The sequence below is a fragment of the Algoriphagus boritolerans DSM 17298 = JCM 18970 genome, assembly GCF_900108085.1.
In the GTDB taxonomy this organism is placed as follows: Bacteria; Bacteroidota; Bacteroidia; order Cytophagales; family Cyclobacteriaceae; genus Algoriphagus; species Algoriphagus boritolerans.
In genome coordinates, this window is sequence record NZ_FNVR01000001.1 from 116,498 (window position 1) to 136,406 (window position 19,909).

Sequence of the window (19,909 nt, forward strand, 5' to 3'; positions counted from 1 at the left end):
CAATGCTTCCCCAATCAACACTTCTTCTTTTGACTCAGAAATTCCCCTTCGAATCGGGAGAGGAATTTTTGGTCCCTGAATTGAAGCGATTGAATCGGGAATTTGATCGGATTATTTTGATTCCTACCGCGGTTAGAGATTTCTCCATACAGCGTGCTACGCCTAAAAATGTCTTGGTTCACAAAATAAAAAACCCCGAAAACCCAGTAGAAGTAGCTTTTCTTATAGTAAAACATCTTCTGGAGTTTCTTCCTCTAGTGAGGGGGCAGTTGAAAAATGGCGTGTGGAACTTAGGTCTCTTGAAGTATTGGGCTTATCACATCCCATTTGCGCTGCAGATCAGAAATGAGTTGGAGGCCTTTTTGAAAAAGGAGGAAAATTTGACTTTTTATTCTTATTGGGTGGATACCAATGCTTTTGCACTTTCGCTTTTAAAGTTGAGGTATCCTCAGATCACGTATGTGGTGAGGACGCATGGAGGCGACCTTTACGATGAAAGGAGCTCCACTGGCCAGATTGCCTTTCGAAAGAGTATTTATGAAGGAGCAGCTGCTATTTGGCCGATTTCTGCTCATGGTGAAGAATATATTGGAAGGAATTACCCTGAATATCAGAGAAAAGTAAAGCTGGCAAGATTGGGTTCAGAGGATTTTGGAATTGGTCCTCTTTCTACAGAAGATCAGTTTTACCAAATCGTCTCCTGTTCTTCCACTATTCCACTCAAACGGGTCGACCTGATTGCTCAGTTGATGCTCAAATCTGAATTACCAATCCGTTGGATTCATTTTGGAGGAGAAAAGGAACCTTTTGATCAGCTATTGAAAACCCTTGGAGATGGAAGACTTGGACTCGAAGTGGTTTGGAAGGGGAAAGTTGCCAATGAGGCGCTGATGGACTTTTATTCAAGCAATTTTGTAGATGCCTTGATTAATTTGAGTATTTCGGAAGGTGTCCCGGTGTCTATGATGGAGGCGATTTCTTTTGGGATTCCGGTATTCGCCAATCGGGTAGGAGGAATCGGAGAAATTGTGGTGGAGGATACAGGATGCCTAGTGGAAAATGGGCTGACGGTGAAAGAACTTGTGGCGGTTTTTGATCACTGGATCAAGTCAGGGAAAACTCGGGAATCGGCTTTTCGTCTGGGAGTCAGAAGGTTTTGGGAATTGAATTTCAACGCTGAGGTCAATCATTCCGGCTTTTTCCAAAAATTGAATGAATCGCCAGAAGATACCCAATTCTGATTCTTTGAAAAAGATTTTACTTCTTTCACACTATTTTCAGCCATGCACTCTTACCCCAGCCCAGAGAATCACCTATTGGGCTCAAAATTTTCATAAACTGGGTTACTATCCTGTAGTGGTCACGAGAGTTTGGAATCCTGAGATCCGAATGCATCATGACACCAAATTGCCCTTTGGTAATGAGGTGAAGATTGAGAAATTTCCAACACATGAGGTTCATTATTTGCCTTTCAGACCAGGAATGCTGGATTGGTCATACCTCCATTTTGGGGAGACTTGGTTACGACCGCTATTTTTATCAATAAGGCTACTTGATGTCGTTTTTGTTGGGTTTTCACTGCATTTTACCTCTTTTGCCAATTATCTGCCTTATCTAAAGGGTTTGCTTAGAAATCAACATTTCGACAAAATGATCATTTCTGGTGAGCCTTTTTATCTCTTCAGATTGGGGTTTTCACTTCATAGGAGATTTGGAATTTCCTGGATGGCTGACTACCGAGATGATTGGAGTACCAACGAACTCCAAATGGAAAAAGGAGGAAGCGGTGTCCGAAAGTGGGTTGCCAAATTGGAATCTAACTTTGAAAAAAAGTGGGTAGGAACGGCCGATTCGATCATTTCGGTATCCGAACCCTACACCAAAAGAATTTGTGATTTTTTGAATAAGCCGGGTATTACCATCCAAAATGGATTTGAGGAAAGTTTGCTGGACTTACCCGAGGTAGGACCATACGATCAATTTACAGTCACTTACAGTGGGGTGCTTTATCCCTCCCAGGACATTAGCATGATTTTGGAAGTTTTGGATCGCTGTCACAGGTTGAATCAGCCCTTTCGGTTACTTTTCTTAGGAGCTGGGTTTGATGTAAAAGAGAAAAAGCGAATTGAGGCCAAGGTACCGGAACATCTCAAGCCATGGGTTGAAATAACCGATCGATATCCTAGAAGCCAAGCTTTGGAAATGCTTCAAAAATCGCATGTCTTTCTGGGAATTGCCTATGGTAAAATGAAAGGAATTCCTTCCTCTAAGCTTTACGAATACATCGCCCTGGGTAAGCCGGTACTTTTGTGTCCTACTGACCAGGATCTAATGGAAGAAATTTTGACCGAATCAGGACTGGGTTTTTTTGCAATGAATTCCTCAGATGGGAAAGAACTCCTGCTTGAATTGCAGAATCTCTACCGGGAAGTCGAACAACTGTCAAAAATGAAAGCAAATTCCCGAAGGACAATTTTAAGGTATTCCAGATTTGAACAATTGAAAAAATTAGCAGAACACATTGGATAGAAGTGTTTCAATTTCGGTTTGGTCTTTAAACAAATTGGCTAAAGCAGGATTGATCCTATTCCTGTTTTTGACCTCCTGTACGCAGCTGGTGAGTTTTCAACTTGACAAAGCATTGATGACTCTATTTGTAGGAGTATTGCTATTTCATTCTTTTTTTTTAGAAAAAAAGGTACCTACAAACTCCTTTTTTGTCCTAATAGTCAGTCTTGGGTTGATTTTGTTTTCCTACCTTCTAAATCTGCCCGAATCTTCCCTGATTATTTTCTTCCCTGTCATAGGATTGGCCTATGTGACTTTGATTGGTGAAGAGGAGAGTTTTTTGAATTTGATCTATTGGGCCTTATTTATTCACATCTCTTTGGGAATTTTCTTCGTCATTTCCAGCTATATTTTTGGGATGAACTCCTTTGTCCATCCGATGTATGATAAAGGCTTACCATTTTTGCATGCGGCAAAAGGGTTCACTACAACAGTCCAGACTTTTGGTACACTCATCATTGGGTGGTTTTTGATTTATTATTGGAAAAAAGACGATTCAAAAGCAGGTTTTGTAGATCAATTGGCCTATATAATCGTTCTATTGGGGCTGGTTTTGACATTCAACAGAAATAGCCTGCTGATCTACTACATAATTTTATTTTTTAAGCACAAGAGAATCTTTTGGTTAAGTGTTATTGCAGGCCTGGCCTTTGTGGTTTATTTCTTCGAATTCATCAACAAATTGATTTTTAATCTCAACACACTGACTTCGAGGTCGGATTTACTGGAAGCTTTCCGAATTGCATTTTTTGAGCAAACTGATTGGCTGGGTTACCTCATTGGACATGGGAATAACATGGTCGATGAAAGTATTGCAAGAGGTACTTATTACCGTACAGGATATATCGAAAATGGAACTTCTGTTTTGCTATATACTTATGGGTTTGTTGGATATTTCTTCTATCTCGTATCCGTATTTGTATTTTCTTTTCTGTTTTGGATGAAAGAGAAGTTCTTTTACGCGGCGATGCTGTTTTACATTTTCATCGTTGCCCAGCAGTTCACCCACGAGTTTTATTCCACTACGATTTATATTCTCTTGTCAGTTTTTATCCTGATTTTCAACAGCTATCCAAGAATTGAAAAAAAAGCTCATCTTCTTTCACCTGTTGAATAATTTCACAGGCAGTCCACAGATCCTCAGAAATGTGATCGAGACTGCTGTAAAAGACGGCTTTGAAGTTCAACTCTATACCAGTTCTTCACGAGGCTTTCTTACAGCAATTCCCGGTGTAGTTTATCGGCCAAATTATTACAGAAGATCTTCGAAGCGCTGGATTACGCTTTTTACTTTTTTTTTCAGTCAGTTTATTCTTGGGATGGTGATTTTTAGGCATTTGCTGGAGAAGTCTACCTTTTACACAAATACGATCTTACCTTTTTCAGCAATCCTGGCTGGTAGGATGATGGGCAAAAGAGTAATCACTCACGTACATGAAAATAAAGTCAGCCCAGCGGTTTTGGATAAATTTTTATTCTGGATTGTCAGGAACTTCAGTAGCGAAAAAATAGTGGTTTCAGGATTTTTGGCGGGAAATCCAAAATTGGGAGGTAGGTCGATCAGCCTTATTCCCAATGCGGTGAATTCCAGAATTTCTGAACAAGCAAATCCAGTTGATTGGTTTCCCGGGAATTTTACTGTACTGATGCTAGCTTCTCTAAGACCGTATAAGGGAACTCAGGAATTTGTAAATCTGGCCAATAGACTTTCTAATATTCATTTCATGTTGGTCCTGAGTGATCCTGCCGAGGAGGTAGAGAAATGGCAGGGTACGCTGGATGTTGGCCCGAATATTGAAATTTTCCCAGTGCAGGAGGATGTCATTTCATTCTATCAAAGGTCTCAGCTACTCCTTAATCTTGCACATCCTGATAAATGGCTCGAGACATTTGGGATGACAGTTTTAGAGGGGTTTTGTTTTGGTATTCCAGCTATAGTACCTACCCAAGGTGGTGTAGCTGAACTCGTCGAGGAGGATCTAAATGGCTACAAAATTGACTATACCGATCCCGACTTGATGGCAAATAAAGTATTGGAGCTCGCTCAAAATCAGTTTCTTTGGGAAAGACTCAGCAGAGGGGCTCTAATAAAGTCCAAGGAATATTCACTTCCTGAATTCGAACGAAAAGTACTTGAAATTTTAACCGCATGAGATGGATCTTTCTTTACTTTTTGCTTTTATCCTTTCCTACTTTGGGTCAAAAAGCTGAATTTATCAAGCTTGAAAAGCTCTATGCTCCAGAGACTTCATTAGGAATATTTTCCGGCTGGCGGCAGGAAAGCCTTTTGATCCCAATCCGATTTGAATCTTTAAGTGTTGCTGCTGTTGACATTCAGATTTCGATTCCCGGTCTTCAGCCTAAGATGGATTGGTTTGAGATTCATTCGGTTTGGGCAGATTTTTCAGCGGGCGAATGTGGTCAGGCCAAAGCGAATGGCTTCTTCGAGAAGGCTTTGATTCCTGATCGGGCAAGACCCTTATCGACTCCCAAGCTGGAAGCGGATTCTACTGTGAAATGGGCGTTATTAAAAATGACCATCCCCAGATGGGCCAAATCAGGAGACTTTGACCTAGCTATCACTTTCAGCCAAAACGAAAAATCTATCCAGCTAAAAGGAATCGTCAAAGTCCTCGAACGCGTAGCTCCATTGGTGGAAGAGGTGGCGTTTGAAATGGATTTTTGGCAATTCCCGATCAGTGTGGCAGATTATTATGGGGTGAAGCCATGGACCGAGGCACATTGGCTCAGGATGGATGAAATGTTTCAATCTCTTCGTGGGATAAACCAAAGGTCGCTGACCGTTTCTATATTTTGGGATCTTTACAACACGAAAATCAGACCCTTGGATGAAATGATGATCCAAGTGACTCGAAAGGAGGATAATTCCTACAGCTACGATTTTTCCAACTTAGAAAACTACATTACCAGAGCTGAGAAAGCAGGTCTACTCAAACAGATTTCCATTCATAATCTGTTTCCTTGGAATAAGAATTTTTATTTCTTTGACGAAAAGACCAACCAAATCAAAACCATCAATGCAGGTCCTAATTCGGAAGCTTTTCGTGCTTTTTTCAAACCTCTGATTCAGGCGACTTCCAGATTTTTAGAGGATAATAACTGGAAATCAAAAACCTTCTGGGTCATAGATGAACGGGATCCAAGTCTAACCATCACTTTGAAAAATTGGATCGATGAGATAGCTCCCGGGTTTCAATATTCATATGCAGGTAGATTGAACTCAGCACTTGCAAGGCAAATGGAGGAGTATGCGCTTCCAGTCAATGTGAGTTTGGATGAGGCTCGGTTTTCCTCCCGCGTAGCCATCAATGGACGCACCCTGATGTACACCTCATGCTTTGAGCAGGCAAATCAGCCTAATTCACTGATGACATCAGATCTCAGAGATATTTATTTCTTGGCCCATTTGGCAGATGTCAGGGGGTATCAGGGAATTCTGCATTGGGCATATAATCTTTGGTCAAAGCAAATAAAAACCTCAGGGATTTATTCTGATGTTCCTTCTGGGGATGCGCACTTTGTATATCCTGACGGCGAACTTTCGGTAAGATACCTGGTATTTCAGGATGCGATAGAGCAGATCGGAAAATTTCGATTAATTTCGCAGGTCAAAAATCCAAGCGCAATCAAGCAGTCCTTGGGGCGTTATTTTTTAATTAATGTCGAAAAGGAAAGATTTCAGGCAATGGAGGCCATGAAGATGTATTTAAATGATTAAGAAAAAACTTGCTATTCTCGGAATCGTGGGAGTTCCTGCAAACTACGGAGGATTTGAAACCCTTGTGGACAATTTGTTGGATCTTTTGCCTAAATTTTTCGATGTCACGGTTTTTTGCGAAAGCAGATCCTATCCGGAAAAAGTGGAAAGCTATAAAGGAGCTAAACTGATCTATATTAACAAAAAGGCAAATGGTGTGCAGAGCATAATTTATGATTCGGTATCCCTTCTGAAATCCTACAAAAGTCAGGACTACATTCTCTTACTTGGTGTATCGGGTGCTGTGATGCTGCCTTTTCTCAGACCTTTCACCTCTGCCAAAATTGTCACACATATTGATGGCTTAGAGTGGAAGCGGGACAAATGGGGATGGTTTGCAAAGAAGTTTCTCAAATTTTCCGAAGGGCTTGCGGTGCGATATTCTCATGGTGTCATCGCTGACAATAAACATATCCAGAATTATATCACCAAAGAATACCAAAAACCTTCCTTCCTTATTGCTTATGGAGCAGACCACGTGTCCCCAGTCGAGCCGGATGCCTACAAAAAGAAATTTTCTTTTTTAGGAAGCCCCTACATTTTTACAGTGTGTAGGATCGAACCGGAAAATAATGTGGAAATGCAACTCATGGCATTTAAAGAATGTGAGATAGGCATGCCTTATGTGGTAGTTGGAAACTGGAACGCGAATGACTATGGCATGAATCTCTATCATAAATATTCCAAAGTCCAAAATATTATTCTTTACAATCCGATCTATGAGATGGAGGAATTGAATGTCCTTCGGTCCAATTGCTTTTTTTACCTGCATGGACATAGTGCCGGTGGAACAAATCCATCCCTTGTAGAAGCGATGTATCTTGGACTACCTGTGATTGCCTACGGAGTTAACTACAATCGAGAAACGACTTTTGGTAGAGCGTTGTACTTTGATAGTTTCAAGGAATTAAAGAGTTTACTTTTTCAAATCAGGGAATTGGACAGAGAGGAGATGATAGGGGACCTCTCTAAGCTCGCTAAGAAAAATTATTCCTGGAGAGCGATTACAAAAAAATATGTGAAGATGTTCCAATCCCTTTGATCTGGATTCAAAGCTATGAATCGGTCCTATTTTTTCTTTCTTCTCTCCTTTTTTATACTTCCTGGGACCTTAAGGTCTCAGACTTTACCCGCAGGTTTTCCTGTTTGGGAAGAAGTCGCCAGAAGAAGCCAACTTTTGGGTACGGGTTACCACAAATACTCTTTTGGATCTAGGCCAATAATTTGGGAACAGCAAATTTCAGATTCATTGATTGCCAAAGAAATTAAAAAAGATAGTTTGATAAATTATTTAAAAATCCCAAGAAAATCAGTAAAGATTCTTCCGCTGTTAAACACGACCGTATATAATTCCAACCGACCTTTTGGTTGGGGAAATTATGGGCTTCAAAATGGAGCTGGATTTCAGACAATGGTCTCGCCGGGTGCTTTTCTCAAATTTCATTTTCTCGAGATTCAGCTCAGGCCAGAGTTTGTATTTAGTCAAAATAAAAATTTTCAAGGGTTTTCAGGTGAATTCTCAGATAATTCAAATTTCGCTCGATTCAGGTTTTGGAATTTTGGCGATCATCCCGAGCGCTTTCAAGGAGCAGAATTCAATCGGTTTGCTTCCTGGGGTCAATCTTACGTTTCATTGACTTTTGGTAAGGCTGAGCTGGGTTTTAGTACGCAGAATATTTGGTGGGGACCGGGTCAGTTTTCAGCACTCATTTTCAGCGACAATGCGAGAGGAATGAAGCACTTTTTCATTAAGACAAAATCGCCTGCGAATATTGGAATTGGTTTTTTGGAGGCTCAAATGATATTTGGACGGGCAGAGGATTCGGGTTTGGAACCTACTCAAAACAATCTGTTAAATGACCAATATTTCAGGCCTTTCAATGGAGACTGGAGGTATGTGAATGGAATTTCAGTTGCTTACCAACCTTCATTTCTGAAAAACATAACCCTAGGGTTTAACCGCACTTTTCAACAATACAATAAAGATGTAGTGAAAACCTTTCAGGGCAGAGTGCCTGTATTTGAGACATTCCAAAAGGAAAAGTTATTTACCTCAGGGAATTCCGTCATCTATGATCAGTTAGCTCAAGATCAGCAGGTATCTGTTTTTTTTAGGTTTAAAAGTGTCAAGGGCAAATTTGAAGTATACTCTGAATTTGGAAGAAGAGACCATAATTTTAACTGGCGTGAGTTTATTCTCAATCCTGAACATGCCCGAGCATATCTCATGGGATTTCAAAAATTGATGCAGCTGCCCCAATCTGGGAAATTCGTTCAGATTCGTGGGGAAATTATTCACCAGCAAGAATCAGTCAATCGGTATATCCGATACGAGCAGTTAGGTGTGATTAATACTAGTTGGAATACACACTATCAGGTAAGAGGCTTTTCCAACTTTGGGGAGTCAATGGGTGCTGGAATCGGAGTAGGAGCCAATGCCCAAATCCTGGAGGCCTCAATTGTAAAAGGAATATCCAAGGTTGGACTTTTATTACAGCGAATAGAAAATCATCAGGATTTTTATTACCAAATTCAATCTGAAATTTCTAGTCAATTGCCCTGGATTGATTTTTCGGCTGGGATCCTGTGGGATTTTAAGTGGAATGGGTTGGTTGTTAGCTCCTCTAATCACTTGGTCAGCTCCTCAAATTACCAATGGAAAGGATTACCATCCTCTACTGTGGATTTCAAAGGAGGGAGTCAGAAATTCACTTTTTCCTCCTCCCTGAAATTGATTTATAATTTTCGGTAAGAAATTTCAGATTTAAGAAGAAATCAACTTCCGGGTCTATCAAAAATGAGTAATTTTGGTACTCATTATAAAGCCCAAGAACTGCCACCTCTGTCAATCTTCATCCCACAAGTTTGAAGACCTTCCTGGCAAAAAAAATCAGTTCTAAATGAGATTTTCGGCTAAGTCATTTTGTGACCGAAAGGGCGAAGCTTTAATTTTAACAGTGTTTTTAACTATCAAACCAAATTCAAATTCATGTTGACACCAATAAAGGATTGTAAAATTGCAATTATAGGTTTAGGGTATGTTGGTCTGCCATTGGCAGTAGAGTTTGCTAAGAAATTTTCCGTGGTAGGGTTTGATATTGATCAAAAGAGAATAGCAGATCTTCATTTAGGAAAGGATCTCACACTTGAAGTAGAAGAGGACTTGCTTAACTCGGTTTTGCTGAAAAGTAGGGTTAATGAAAGGCAAAATGGACTTTTTCCTACGTTTGATTCTGCGGAGCTTCAAGATTGCCAGATCTTTATAGTGACAGTGCCCACTCCGACTGATAAGTACAACCGGCCGGTTCTCACCCCAATGCTCAAGGCGTCTGAAAACATTGGTAAATACCTCAAAAAGGGGGATGTGGTGATTTATGAATCGACGGTTTATCCGGGTGTCACCGAAGATGAGTGTGTTCCTGTATTGGAAAAAGTCTCGGGTTTAAAATTTAACGTGGATTTTTTTGCGGGATATTCCCCAGAGCGCATCAATCCCGGAGATAAAGAACACACGGTTGCAAAAATTCTAAAAGTTACTTCAGGCAGTACCCCAGAAGTCGCTGAATATGTGGATCAGCTTTACAAAACAGTGATCACTGCAGGTACTCATAAGGCATCCTCTATCAAAGTGGCGGAAGCTGCCAAAGTCATTGAAAACTCCCAGCGCGATATCAACATTGCTTTTGTCAATGAACTGTCAAAAATATTCAACCTCTTGGGTATCGATACTCATGAGGTATTGGAGGCAGCTGGAACCAAGTGGAACTTCCTGAAATTTAAGCCTGGGTTGGTGGGCGGACATTGTATTGGTGTCGATCCATTTTATTTGGCACAAAAAGCGCAGGAAGTTGGCTATCATCCTGAAATCATTCTTGCTGGGCGCCGGCTCAATGACAGCATGGGAAAACATGTAGCCACTGAAGTGATCAAACTCATGATGCGAAAGGACATTAAAGTGATTGATTCGAAAGTATTGATTCTTGGATTTACATTCAAAGAGGACTGTCCTGATGTGAGAAACACCCGAGTGATAGATATTTACACTGAGCTGAGGTCTTTTGATATGGAAGTCGATGTGTATGATCCATGGGCTGATCCTTCCCAAGTCAAACATGAATATGGGATAAGCATTATTTCAGGAGAAAAAGCGCCATCTTTGCAAAATTATTCGGCAGTGATCTTAGCTGTGGCTCATAAGGAATTTTTGACTTTAAACATTGAAAAATCCAGTTCACAAGTGGTGTTTGACGTGAAAGGTATTTTGGGAAAAAGTAAGGTAGATGCAAGATTATAAGGCATCCTGAAGCGGTAAACGAGTTTTTGTTTAGATAAAAAAATGATTTACTTCACGGAAAATTTGAAACTTTTAAAATGAAAAAATATTCATTATTATTGATTGTAATAGCTGTTCTGGGATTTTCCTCTTGTGTATCGAATAAAAAATTGATTTATATGCAGGATTTGGGTTCCCAAAGCCCTAAAGTTTCTTCAAGTGAAAAGTTCCCCTATGCAGAGGAATTGTATCGGCTTCAAAACTATGACATCGTTGAAATAACAATTAAAACTGCCAGTGAAGAGCTAAACCAGATCTTTAGTATTGTTTCTGGGGACCAGACCAACATGGCAATGAATATGGGGCAAAATGGAGGAGATTTGTTTTATATGAACGGATACACATTGGACGAACAGGGATATGTGGATATTCCGCTTGTAGGGGAAGTCAAACTTGTAGGATTGACAGCTGAGGAGTCCAAAAATCTTATTGAGGAGAAGGTTAGAAACTTTGTTCCGGATGATTTTTTCGTCAGAGTAAGATTAGGAGGAATCAGATTCAGTTCCCTCGGAGAATTTAATAATCCAGGAAAAGTGACCATCCTTCAAAACAGAGTGACAATTTTTGAAGCAATAGCTGCATCAGGGGATATGACAACAATTGCAAAAAGAGACGAGGTCATTATGTTACGTCAATATCCTGATGGATCTCAGATTCACAAGGTTAATTTGAATGATAAAAGTTTGTTATCATCTGAGTTTTACTTCATTCGTTCGAATGATGTGCTCTATGCGACTCCATTGAAGGTGAGAGAATTGGGAGCGGGTACAAATTTCATACAGACTCTTGCCTTGATTACCTCCACGGTTTCTACTTTTGCACTTATCGTTGCCCTTATAAGACAATAATATTATGAATTTTGAAAGTAATGAGAATGATTTTGCTGTTGAAGATTCATCATTTGAATTAAAAAACATCTACAGAAAAATCCTTCAAAAATGGCTCTATATAGCCATTTCAATTTTTATTTGTTTATTGTTAGGATGGTTCTATACTAAAATTTCAAGTCCATTATATAAGGTTAACAGTCTTTTTTTTATTAAAGAAAAAGAAAGTCCACTTGCCTTATTTGGACAGACCTCTTTAATTGATAATTCAGGAATGGGACTCCAAAATGAGGTGATCATTCTTAAATCTAGGCCAATCGCAATGCGAGTTCTGGAAACATTGGACTTTCAGGTAGAATACTTCCAAGAGGGATCATTTACTAATACCGAAATCTATCTTAACAATCCTGTGGTGGTGGAAGTAGACTGGAAGTTTCCTCAGACTATCGATGGCTTGATTAAAGTGGTTTGGCTAGATGATAAGTCCTTCACTCTGGAATTTATCGATGAGAATTACACCAAGCTCCTTCCTGATGGAAGTAAAGTTGGGTTTGGCTTTCAACCTGAGCCTATCAAGGGCGCTTTTAATGAGTGGATTGAAACCAATGAACTAAAAATCAATATTCATAAGGTCACTCCAGATCCGAAAGGTTCTATCCTTATTAAGTTGAGAGATCTCAATTCGTTGGCAAATTCCTACTCAGCATCATTGGAAGTAGAGCCGGTCGAGCGAGGTGCTTCGATCATGCAATTGAACTTGGTTTGTTCTAATCTCAACAAAGGGCAGCTTTATCTTAATACCTTGATGAACTCAGTCCTTGAAATGGAACTTGAGCAAAAAAATATCTCTGCTAGCAAGACCGTTGATTTTATCGATTCGCAGGTAGCAGGCGTGGCAGATTCCCTTCGTTTCTTCGAAAATCAACTTCAAAACTTTAGGTCAGCTAACAAAATTTACAACCTAAGTTCAGAGAGTAGTTCTGTTTACGAGCGATTGATTGAATTTGAAAACCAATTAACCCAAGAGAAATTCAAAAGAAACTACTATCGGAATCTAAAAACCTATTTGACTAGTGAGAACTACTCTGAAGTAATTGTTCCTTCCGGAATCGGAATCGAAGATCCATTCCTAAACGGATTGATCAAAAACCTCTTGGAACTACAGTCGGAAAAATCAAGAATGCTTGCCACGCAAACTGAAGCATCTCCTGCTGTGAAGGAAGCCAACAGAAAAATCAGTGACTTAAACAAGTCAATCATTGAAAACTTGGAGAATGTGGACGTCAATTCCCAATCATTGATGGCCGATATTCAATCCAGAATTACTGAAATAGAAAACTCATTTAAAAGCCTACCCGAAACCGAGCAGAACTTAATTCGGATCCAGCGGGAATTTTCACTCAGCGAAAATATCTACAATTACCTGATGGAAAGACGTGCTGAAGCTGCTATTTCCAAGGCTTCAAATGAGGCCAATAATAAGATTGTTGAACTTGCAAGGGGTGGCATACAAATCAGCCCAACTCCGATTAAAAACTACCTTTTTGCTTTATTAGCCGGATTGTTTTTCCCCATATCAATTATTGCAACTCGGGAATTATTTAGAACAAAAATCGAAGATGCCCAGTTTTTTGAAAGCAAATTGAAGATTCCAATGTTGGGTACCATTTTGAAGAATAAGTCTGATTCAGATTTGGTGGTTTTTGAAAGTAAGAAATCCGGGATTTCCGAATCCTTCCGGTCTCTAAGAGCAAATATGAAATTCGTCCTTCCCAAGGATAAGCAATTGACTTTTTTGGTAACCTCTACAATTTCGGGAGAGGGAAAAACCTTCTGTGCTATGAACTTGGCTGCAGCCTATAGTTTGACTGGAAAGAAAACTATCCTTGTGGGTTGTGATATGAGAAAACCAAAAATCTTCTCCAGTTTTGGTCTTACAAACGAAATTGGACTGTCCTCTTACTTAAGTGGTCAGGTAGAGACATGGGAAGAGATTATTTCTACTACCAAATATCCAAATCTGGATATTGTAGTCTCCGGCCCAATCCCTCCAAACCCTGCCGAATTGATGTTTGCTGAGGGATTTGAAATTATGATCAAGAATCTGAAGGAACTATACGATGTGGTAATTCTCGATACACCTCCTGTTGGATTGGTCAGCGAGACATTGGATCTTATGGCTATTGTGGATTGCAGTTTGTTTATTTTTAGGCAAAATTACTCTCAAAGATCATTTGTGGATGCTGTAAATGGTCTTAAAACCAATAAAGGGCTTAAGAATATATTAGCCGTGTTTAATGGTGTAGAATCAACTAATGTCACTTATGGCTATGGATATTCTTACGGCTATGGTTACGGCTATTATGATGATGAAAAGAAGAAATAACAGAGAATAATCAATAGAAAAAGGGTATTATCAATACCCTTTTTTCATCTTATGGGTCTAAAAAAAGTAGTAAAAAAGAACTTTAAGTACTTCGCTTATTTCTTTGGGTATCTGAGATACAAAATTTTGGTTTTGATACTCCTGAGTGTTCTAGTTGGCGTTTTAGATGGATTTGGTCTGGCATTGTTTATCCCTCTTTTTGAGGTAGCTGTTGATCCAGAACTTAATTCCACTTCAGAATCACTTGGAGAGTTTGCATTTTTGCTTGATTTTCTGGCGAATTGGGGGATAGGAATCACTTTAGGGAATATCCTGATTTTTATGACTTTTTTGTTCTTGGTTAAAGGGTTTTTTAAATTTCTAGACTCCTATTTCAAAGTTTCACTTCAGATCGCTTTTGTCAAGAAATTGAGATTTCAAATGTTGGATGGTTTGGGCCAAGTAAGCTATCAACACTTTGTGGGCTTAGATGCCGGCAGAATTCAAAATACGCTTTCAGGCGAAGTCTATAAAGTGACCGGTGCGTTTATCAGTTACTTCAATACCCTTCAGCATGCTGTCCTGTTGTTTGTTTATACCGGAATGGCGTTTATCTCGGATTGGAAGTTTGCGCTTTTGGTCAGTTTTGGGGGATTTCTTTCCAACCTGGTGTTTAAAATACTCTTTAAGAAAACTGAAGTCGCTTCCATTAATATTTCAGCAAAGGGACACCTTTTTCAATCTTTTTTAATTCAGGCAGTTCAACACTTCAAATACTTAAAGGCCACTTCCTATTTTGGGAAGTACAAAAACAAGTTAGTCAACCAAATCCATGACATTGAAAATCTTCAGAAGCGGATTGGATTTTATAATTCACTATTAAATGGTCTAAGAGAACCTTTCATTTTGGTCATTGTAGTCGTTGTGATCATTATCCAAATTAATTTTTTTGGAGGCACATTATCCAGCATTCTGCTTAGTTTGATGTTCTTTTATCGAGCACTCAATTATGTGATCAGTATTCAAAGTAGTTGGCAAATGTTCATTTCCCAATTTGGAGGTATTGTGGCTACCACCGAAATGATTTCAATGTTTGATGGTGGAAAAGAAGATGAAAAAGTTTACGATGATTTTACAGGTATCGGTGAAATCAGCCTACAGGGAGTTGGATTCAAATTCAAAGATGGTATCGAAATCCTTAAAGACATATGGGTCACCATCCAACCCAAAGAAGCCATAGCCTTCGTTGGTCCAAGCGGAAGCGGAAAAACGACTTTGGTCAATTTAATAGTCGGACTATTGGAACCTACTGCCGGAATTTTGAAAGTAAATCAAACGGATCGTTCAAAGATTAACCTAAATGACCTGAGAAAAAAAGTGGGCTATATTACCCAAGAACCGGTAATTTTTAATGATACTATCTTCAACAATGTTACTTTTTGGGCTGAAAAAAATCCTCAAAACCTTGAAAAATTCGAAATGGCCATTCGCCTGGCCAACCTAAACGAATTTATTAATAACCTGGAATTGAGGGAGGATACTCCGCTTGGTGACAATGGCGTCAGAGCCAGTGGAGGTCAAAAACAACGGATTTCAATTGCCAGAGAATTATTCAAAGAGGTCGAAATTATAGTGTTCGATGAAGCAACTTCTGCCTTGGACAGTGATTCGGAAAAGGTAATTCAGGAAAATATCAATTCACTTCAGGGAAGATATACTCTGCTCCTCATTGCTCATCGATTGAGTACCATAAAAAATGTCAATAGGATCTATCTCGTCAAGGAGGGTGAGATTAGTGCTTCCGGAGATTTTGATACCCTGGTCCGGGATGACGTTTATTTTTCCAGAATGGTGAAGCTGCAGGAATTTTGAAAATGAAATCCAAAATTCTGTTGGTTGGGCCGATTAATGACCAAGGTATTGGCGGAAGGTTTGAAGAAATGCGGGTTTGGGTCAGGTTTTTGGAAGAAGAACAGTTCAATGTTTCTGTCTTTTCCATGTTTAATAGCCGATTTGGGTTGGAAAATGCAAAAATGGTCGAATCGGTTCATTTGGTTTTTCCAAATTTTTGGAGTTGGTTCCCAGGACTTAGAAATCTCATTTTGAGAGTTTGGTCTTCAAGATTTTTTCGAAACCAGCGGGATAATTTTTATGCTTCAAAAAAATGGTTAGTTTTCGCCCGTTCATTTAATCACATCATCTTATTCATTACCCACCAATCAAGGGAGATCAAAATTTTTGACTCATCCTTGCCTGTCGCGGTTTCAATCCGATTTACAGGAACTGTCCATGACTTTTCAATATTGAAAAATCACCACAAAAAATTAAGTAAAGCTGCAAGAAATTATGTCATTCACGCACCTGGATTGTTTTATGGATTTGAAAATAGTATTCCAAAAGTTTACATAGATCAAACCACACTTGCTGAAAAACTTCTTCTGCATTTGAAAATAGATGCTAATCTTAAGGTTTTTGCCATGATTGGACTCTTTATGGAAGTAAAACAGATGGAGGAAGTTATCAATGTTTTTGCCAAACTCCCCAACCTTAATTTGATCCTTTTTGGAACCGGTGAACTTCAAACTTCTTATCAGAACCAAATCGATACTTTGGGTTTATCCAACGTGAAAATCGCTGGCTTTGTAGCTCCTGATCAAATTGCATTGCTCTACGCACAAATAGATGCCCTGATAATCAACAGTTCGGAAGAAACTGGCCCTATGACCGGAATAGAAGCGATGGCCTCAGGAAAACTCATTCTCTCCAGACCCGTAGGAGCAATGCGGGAGAGGCTTAGAGACCCTGAAATGATTTTTGATAAGGCAGAAGATTTGATAGAAAAGATTAAAAGGTATTCGTCCCTTCCGCCTGAAAAAATTATTGAATATAAAACTACACTTCGTACCCGGTACTTGGAGAATTATTCCAACCTTCAGGTTAAAAAACAAATAAAAAATATGTTGGAAGGAGTGTCTGATACGTGAGACAAGGTATAAACCCCTCAAAAACCGATAACAGAATTCAACTTGAGTCCACACATCGGGTAATACTTTCTGTTTACATTCCTAATCTGGAAGAGGAATATTTTAAGCATGCCGAAAAAGTATTTAAGCTTTGTCTTGAATCCGTATTGTATACAAGTCACGACAAAACAAGAATTTCTATCATTATCAACGGTTGCTGTAAAGAGGTAGAGCAATTGATTTATTCCTATAAAGAAGACTACCCTCTGATAGATCAGGTTTTTTATACCAAAGAAAATCTTGGGAAAATAAATGCCATTTATTCGATAGTCAAAAGCAACTTGGAGCCTCTTGTAACCATATCGGACTCTGATGTTTTATTTCTGAAGGACTGGCAAGATGAAACTTATGCCGTTTTCGAGAATTTTCCTGAGGCAGGAATGGTCTCCCCAGTTCCCAGTAGCAAAGGGTATTTATACAGTACCGGGAGCACTTTGTACTATGGGCTGTTCAAGGGTAAAATCCGATTTAGGGATGTGCAGGATCCTGAAGGAATGGATAATTTTCAAAAAAGTGTCGGCTCAAAACTTTACGATCCCATTCACCTTCAAAAGTATTTGGTCATTTCCAATCCTAAAAATAGAGAAGCCGTAATCGGCTGTGGACACTTTGTGGGCACTTTTAGAAAGGAAGTATTCGAAAAAAGTCCTACCAAAGTATGTGAATTTAGAGTACAAGGTGGCAGTGAAGAAGCATATTTGGATGATCCAAATGACCGTTCAGGGTTTCTTAGATTAGCGACCCTAGGTAATTTTGCCTACCATATGGGCAATACTCCCGCTCCTTGGATGTGGGACAAACTTGCCGATTTAAAGTCATTTGAAAAATCAAACCTACAAACGTATTCCATCCCCTCAGCTAAACCCCTCTCAAAGCTGGCTGTCCTTGTAGGAAAATTTCTGTGGGTCAATCTTTTTTATAGATTCAGAAGGCAGTTCTTTGGATTTTTAGGGATGAAGGAGAAATACTAAATGGCACTATCAGACAAAATCAGACGTTTTTTACAGCGTATATCCAAACCTACCTATACCGTAGGTAAGGGTAATCAAGTCTCTTTTTGGACCACCGGCGTTCACCATGTCCAATTTGGGGGTGGAAATTTAATCCCTGAAAATTGTGCCTTTGCTGATAAAACTCTGTTGGGTTTCCGCACCACTTTAGGGACAAATAATTATTTTGGAGGTAAAGCCATTCTCGGTAAATATTGCCAGATAGGAAGAGATGTCGCTTTCCATTCCACCAATCACCCGATTTCCCATTTAACCACTTACATCAACAGACAACTCTTTAATGGGGAACTGAAAGCTCTAAAGACAGAACAGCCTATCCGTATCGGGAATGATGTATGGGTAGGCCATGGAGTTATAGTTTTGGCTGGGGTAGAAGTCGGGGATGGTGCTATTTTGGCTGCAGGTTCGGTGGTTACGCAAAATGTGGAACCTTATACCATTGTAGCAGGAAATCCGGCAAAACCTTTAAGAAAACGGTTTTCAGATAAAATTATAGGAGAGCTGCTGCTCCTAAAATGGTGGGATTTGCCAGAAGATCAAATTCTGAAACTCAAACCACTTTTTTTTCAAACTTTAGACGAAGTCCAGTCAATACAAGACTTCTTAATTCCCCTAAAATGAGAGTTTGTTTTTTGATTCCTGATGGAGTAGGTATTCGAAACTACCTTTATTCGCCTATTCTGCCAATTCTCAATGCTGCCGGAGCAGAGATTGTGATCTGGCATGGCTTGGATCCGGAGGTTATCACCCAGTCAAAAAAACTGCATACAGGATTCTTTCCCGGTGAATTCCCTTTTGTAAATCATCGGGAGGACCCTATTGCTCAGCTTTTGCGTGACAGTGTCAGCTATGCCCGACTGGCACTTAATTCCAGAAAATTGGCAAATCCAACCCTAATGGACAATTGGCTTCCTAAAAAAACAACCAAGGGGAAAGTATCGAATTTTGTAGCAACCCTGCTTGGTAAAACCATCAAATCAGATAAGCAAATCATTGCGGTTGAGAACATAGTGAAATCCCAAAACCGAAAATCTGACGCCTACTTTAAATACAAAAAGGAACTCAAAAATATTAATCCGGACATCCTTTTCTGTACACATCAGCGGATGCCAAATGCCGGTATTGCGATGTTGGCTGCTCAGGATATGGGCATCAAAACGGTAGCAGCAATATTTTCTTGGGATAACTTGCCCAAGGGTCGGCTTCCTGTCCGTGCGGATGACTACTTGGTATGGTCCGCTTATATGAAGGAGGAATTGGCATGTTATTTTCCCAATATAGACCAGCAACGTGTTCATATCGTAGGGACACCACAATTTGACTTTTATAAAAATCAAGAGGTTTTCCAGTCTCGGGAAGAATTTGCCGCAAGCAATGGATTAGACGCTCATAAACACTGGGTTTGTTTCTCAGGAGATGATAGCCTGACTTCCCCTCATGACCCGCTCTATCTAAATGACTTGGCAGAAAATTTAAAAGTCCATAAAAATATTCAAATTCTGTTTAGGCCGGTTCCAGTTGAAGGACATCATCGATATGTGGATGTCTTGGAAAAGCACCCCAATATTGTCTTAATGAAGCCAAAATGGAAGCAAGGAAATATGTGGAACACTTTCTTCCCATACTATGAGGATATCGCGGTATTGGTAAATCTAGCCCGACATAGTGCCGCAGTCATCAATGTAGGATCAACCATGGCCTTGGATTTTGCACAATTTGATAAACCGGGTCTCTATGTTAACTACGATGTAAAGCCGGACCATCATTGGTCCATCAAACGAACTTATCAATTCCAACATTTCAGGACCATGGACGGCTTGAATCCTGTCGGGTGGATCAACTCCCCGCAAGAAATAGAATCCAAAATCATTCAGGCTATTGAGTCTCCGTTCCTAGTTGGCCCGGATCGAATTAAATGGAAACAAAAAATAGTGTTTGAGGAGGAAGGAATCTTAGCATCTCAAAAAATTGCTGATTGGTTATTCCAACTTCAAAAAAAATAACT

Annotated in this window: 15 protein-coding genes; all 15 read left to right on the forward strand. The window is 39.6% G+C overall.

Features of this window, described 5'->3' with window-relative positions; all coding sequences use genetic code 11:
* Window positions 1–29: 29 nt before the first annotated feature.
* The 15 genes from C4S61_RS00505 (at window position 30) to C4S61_RS00575 (ending at window position 19,907) form a co-directional block, all read left to right on the forward strand.
* Window positions 30–1,241 (forward strand): glycosyltransferase, encoded by a 1,212-nt coding sequence (locus tag C4S61_RS00505; protein ID WP_160111182.1) that lies wholly within the window; start codon window positions 30–32, stop codon window positions 1,239–1,241.
* A 4-nt stretch (window positions 1,242–1,245) separates the two neighbouring features.
* Window positions 1,246–2,529: a glycosyltransferase family protein gene (locus C4S61_RS00510; RefSeq protein WP_103923142.1), complete on the forward strand. Its 1,284-nt coding sequence runs from the start codon at window positions 1,246–1,248 to the stop codon at window positions 2,527–2,529.
* Between the two features lie 34 nt (window positions 2,530–2,563).
* Complete coding sequence (locus C4S61_RS00515; RefSeq protein ID WP_146064319.1) at window positions 2,564–3,685, forward strand: hypothetical protein; 1,122 nt, start codon at window positions 2,564–2,566, stop codon at window positions 3,683–3,685.
* Entirely contained in the window at window positions 3,648–4,721 is a 1,074-nt protein-coding gene (locus tag C4S61_RS00520) for a glycosyltransferase family 4 protein (RefSeq protein WP_103922843.1), read from the forward strand. Before C4S61_RS00515 ends, C4S61_RS00520 begins: the two co-directional genes overlap by 38 nt.
* Complete coding sequence (locus C4S61_RS00525) at window positions 4,718–6,307, forward strand: DUF4091 domain-containing protein (protein WP_103922844.1); 1,590 nt, start codon at window positions 4,718–4,720, stop codon at window positions 6,305–6,307. The genes C4S61_RS00520 and C4S61_RS00525 overlap by 4 nt, the downstream gene beginning before the upstream one ends.
* The gene (locus tag C4S61_RS00530) at window positions 6,300–7,388 is read left to right on the forward strand and encodes a DUF1972 domain-containing protein (RefSeq protein ID WP_103922845.1); all 1,089 of its coding nucleotides are present in this window, start codon (window positions 6,300–6,302) and stop codon (window positions 7,386–7,388) included. Before C4S61_RS00525 ends, C4S61_RS00530 begins: the two co-directional genes overlap by 8 nt.
* 15 nt (window positions 7,389–7,403) lie before the next feature.
* Complete coding sequence (locus C4S61_RS00535; RefSeq protein ID WP_103922846.1) at window positions 7,404–9,098, forward strand: capsule assembly Wzi family protein; 1,695 nt, start codon at window positions 7,404–7,406, stop codon at window positions 9,096–9,098.
* A 237-nt stretch (window positions 9,099–9,335) separates the two neighbouring features.
* The gene (locus tag C4S61_RS00540) at window positions 9,336–10,640 is read left to right on the forward strand and encodes a nucleotide sugar dehydrogenase (protein ID WP_103922847.1); all 1,305 of its coding nucleotides are present in this window, start codon (window positions 9,336–9,338) and stop codon (window positions 10,638–10,640) included.
* 77 nt (window positions 10,641–10,717) lie between these two features.
* Window positions 10,718–11,527 carry a polysaccharide biosynthesis/export family protein gene (locus C4S61_RS00545; RefSeq protein ID WP_235009707.1) on the forward strand — a complete coding sequence of 270 codons (810 nt, stop codon included), beginning with the start codon at window positions 10,718–10,720 and terminating at the stop codon, window positions 11,525–11,527.
* A 4-nt stretch (window positions 11,528–11,531) separates the two neighbouring features.
* Window positions 11,532–13,892 carry a GumC family protein gene (locus C4S61_RS00550; RefSeq protein WP_103922848.1) on the forward strand — a complete coding sequence of 787 codons (2,361 nt, stop codon included), beginning with the start codon at window positions 11,532–11,534 and terminating at the stop codon, window positions 13,890–13,892.
* Between the two features lie 51 nt (window positions 13,893–13,943).
* Window positions 13,944–15,743, forward strand: a complete 1,800-nt coding sequence (locus tag C4S61_RS00555) for an ABC transporter ATP-binding protein (RefSeq protein WP_103922849.1) — start codon at window positions 13,944–13,946, stop codon at window positions 15,741–15,743.
* Window positions 15,744–15,745: 2 nt separating this feature from the next.
* A complete protein-coding gene (locus tag C4S61_RS00560; protein ID WP_200820514.1) occupies window positions 15,746–16,855 on the forward strand; it encodes a glycosyltransferase family 4 protein in 1,110 nt (369 codons plus the stop codon).
* Window positions 16,852–17,865: a glycosyltransferase family A protein gene (locus C4S61_RS00565; RefSeq protein WP_103922850.1), complete on the forward strand. Its 1,014-nt coding sequence runs from the start codon at window positions 16,852–16,854 to the stop codon at window positions 17,863–17,865. The genes C4S61_RS00560 and C4S61_RS00565 overlap by 4 nt, the downstream gene beginning before the upstream one ends.
* Complete coding sequence (locus tag C4S61_RS00570) at window positions 17,866–18,525, forward strand: CatB-related O-acetyltransferase (protein WP_103922851.1); 660 nt, start codon at window positions 17,866–17,868, stop codon at window positions 18,523–18,525.
* Window positions 18,522–19,907, forward strand: coding sequence for a hypothetical protein (locus tag C4S61_RS00575; protein ID WP_103922852.1), 1,386 nt, complete (start codon window positions 18,522–18,524; stop codon window positions 19,905–19,907). Before C4S61_RS00570 ends, C4S61_RS00575 begins: the two co-directional genes overlap by 4 nt.
* Window positions 19,908–19,909 lie beyond the last annotated feature (2 nt).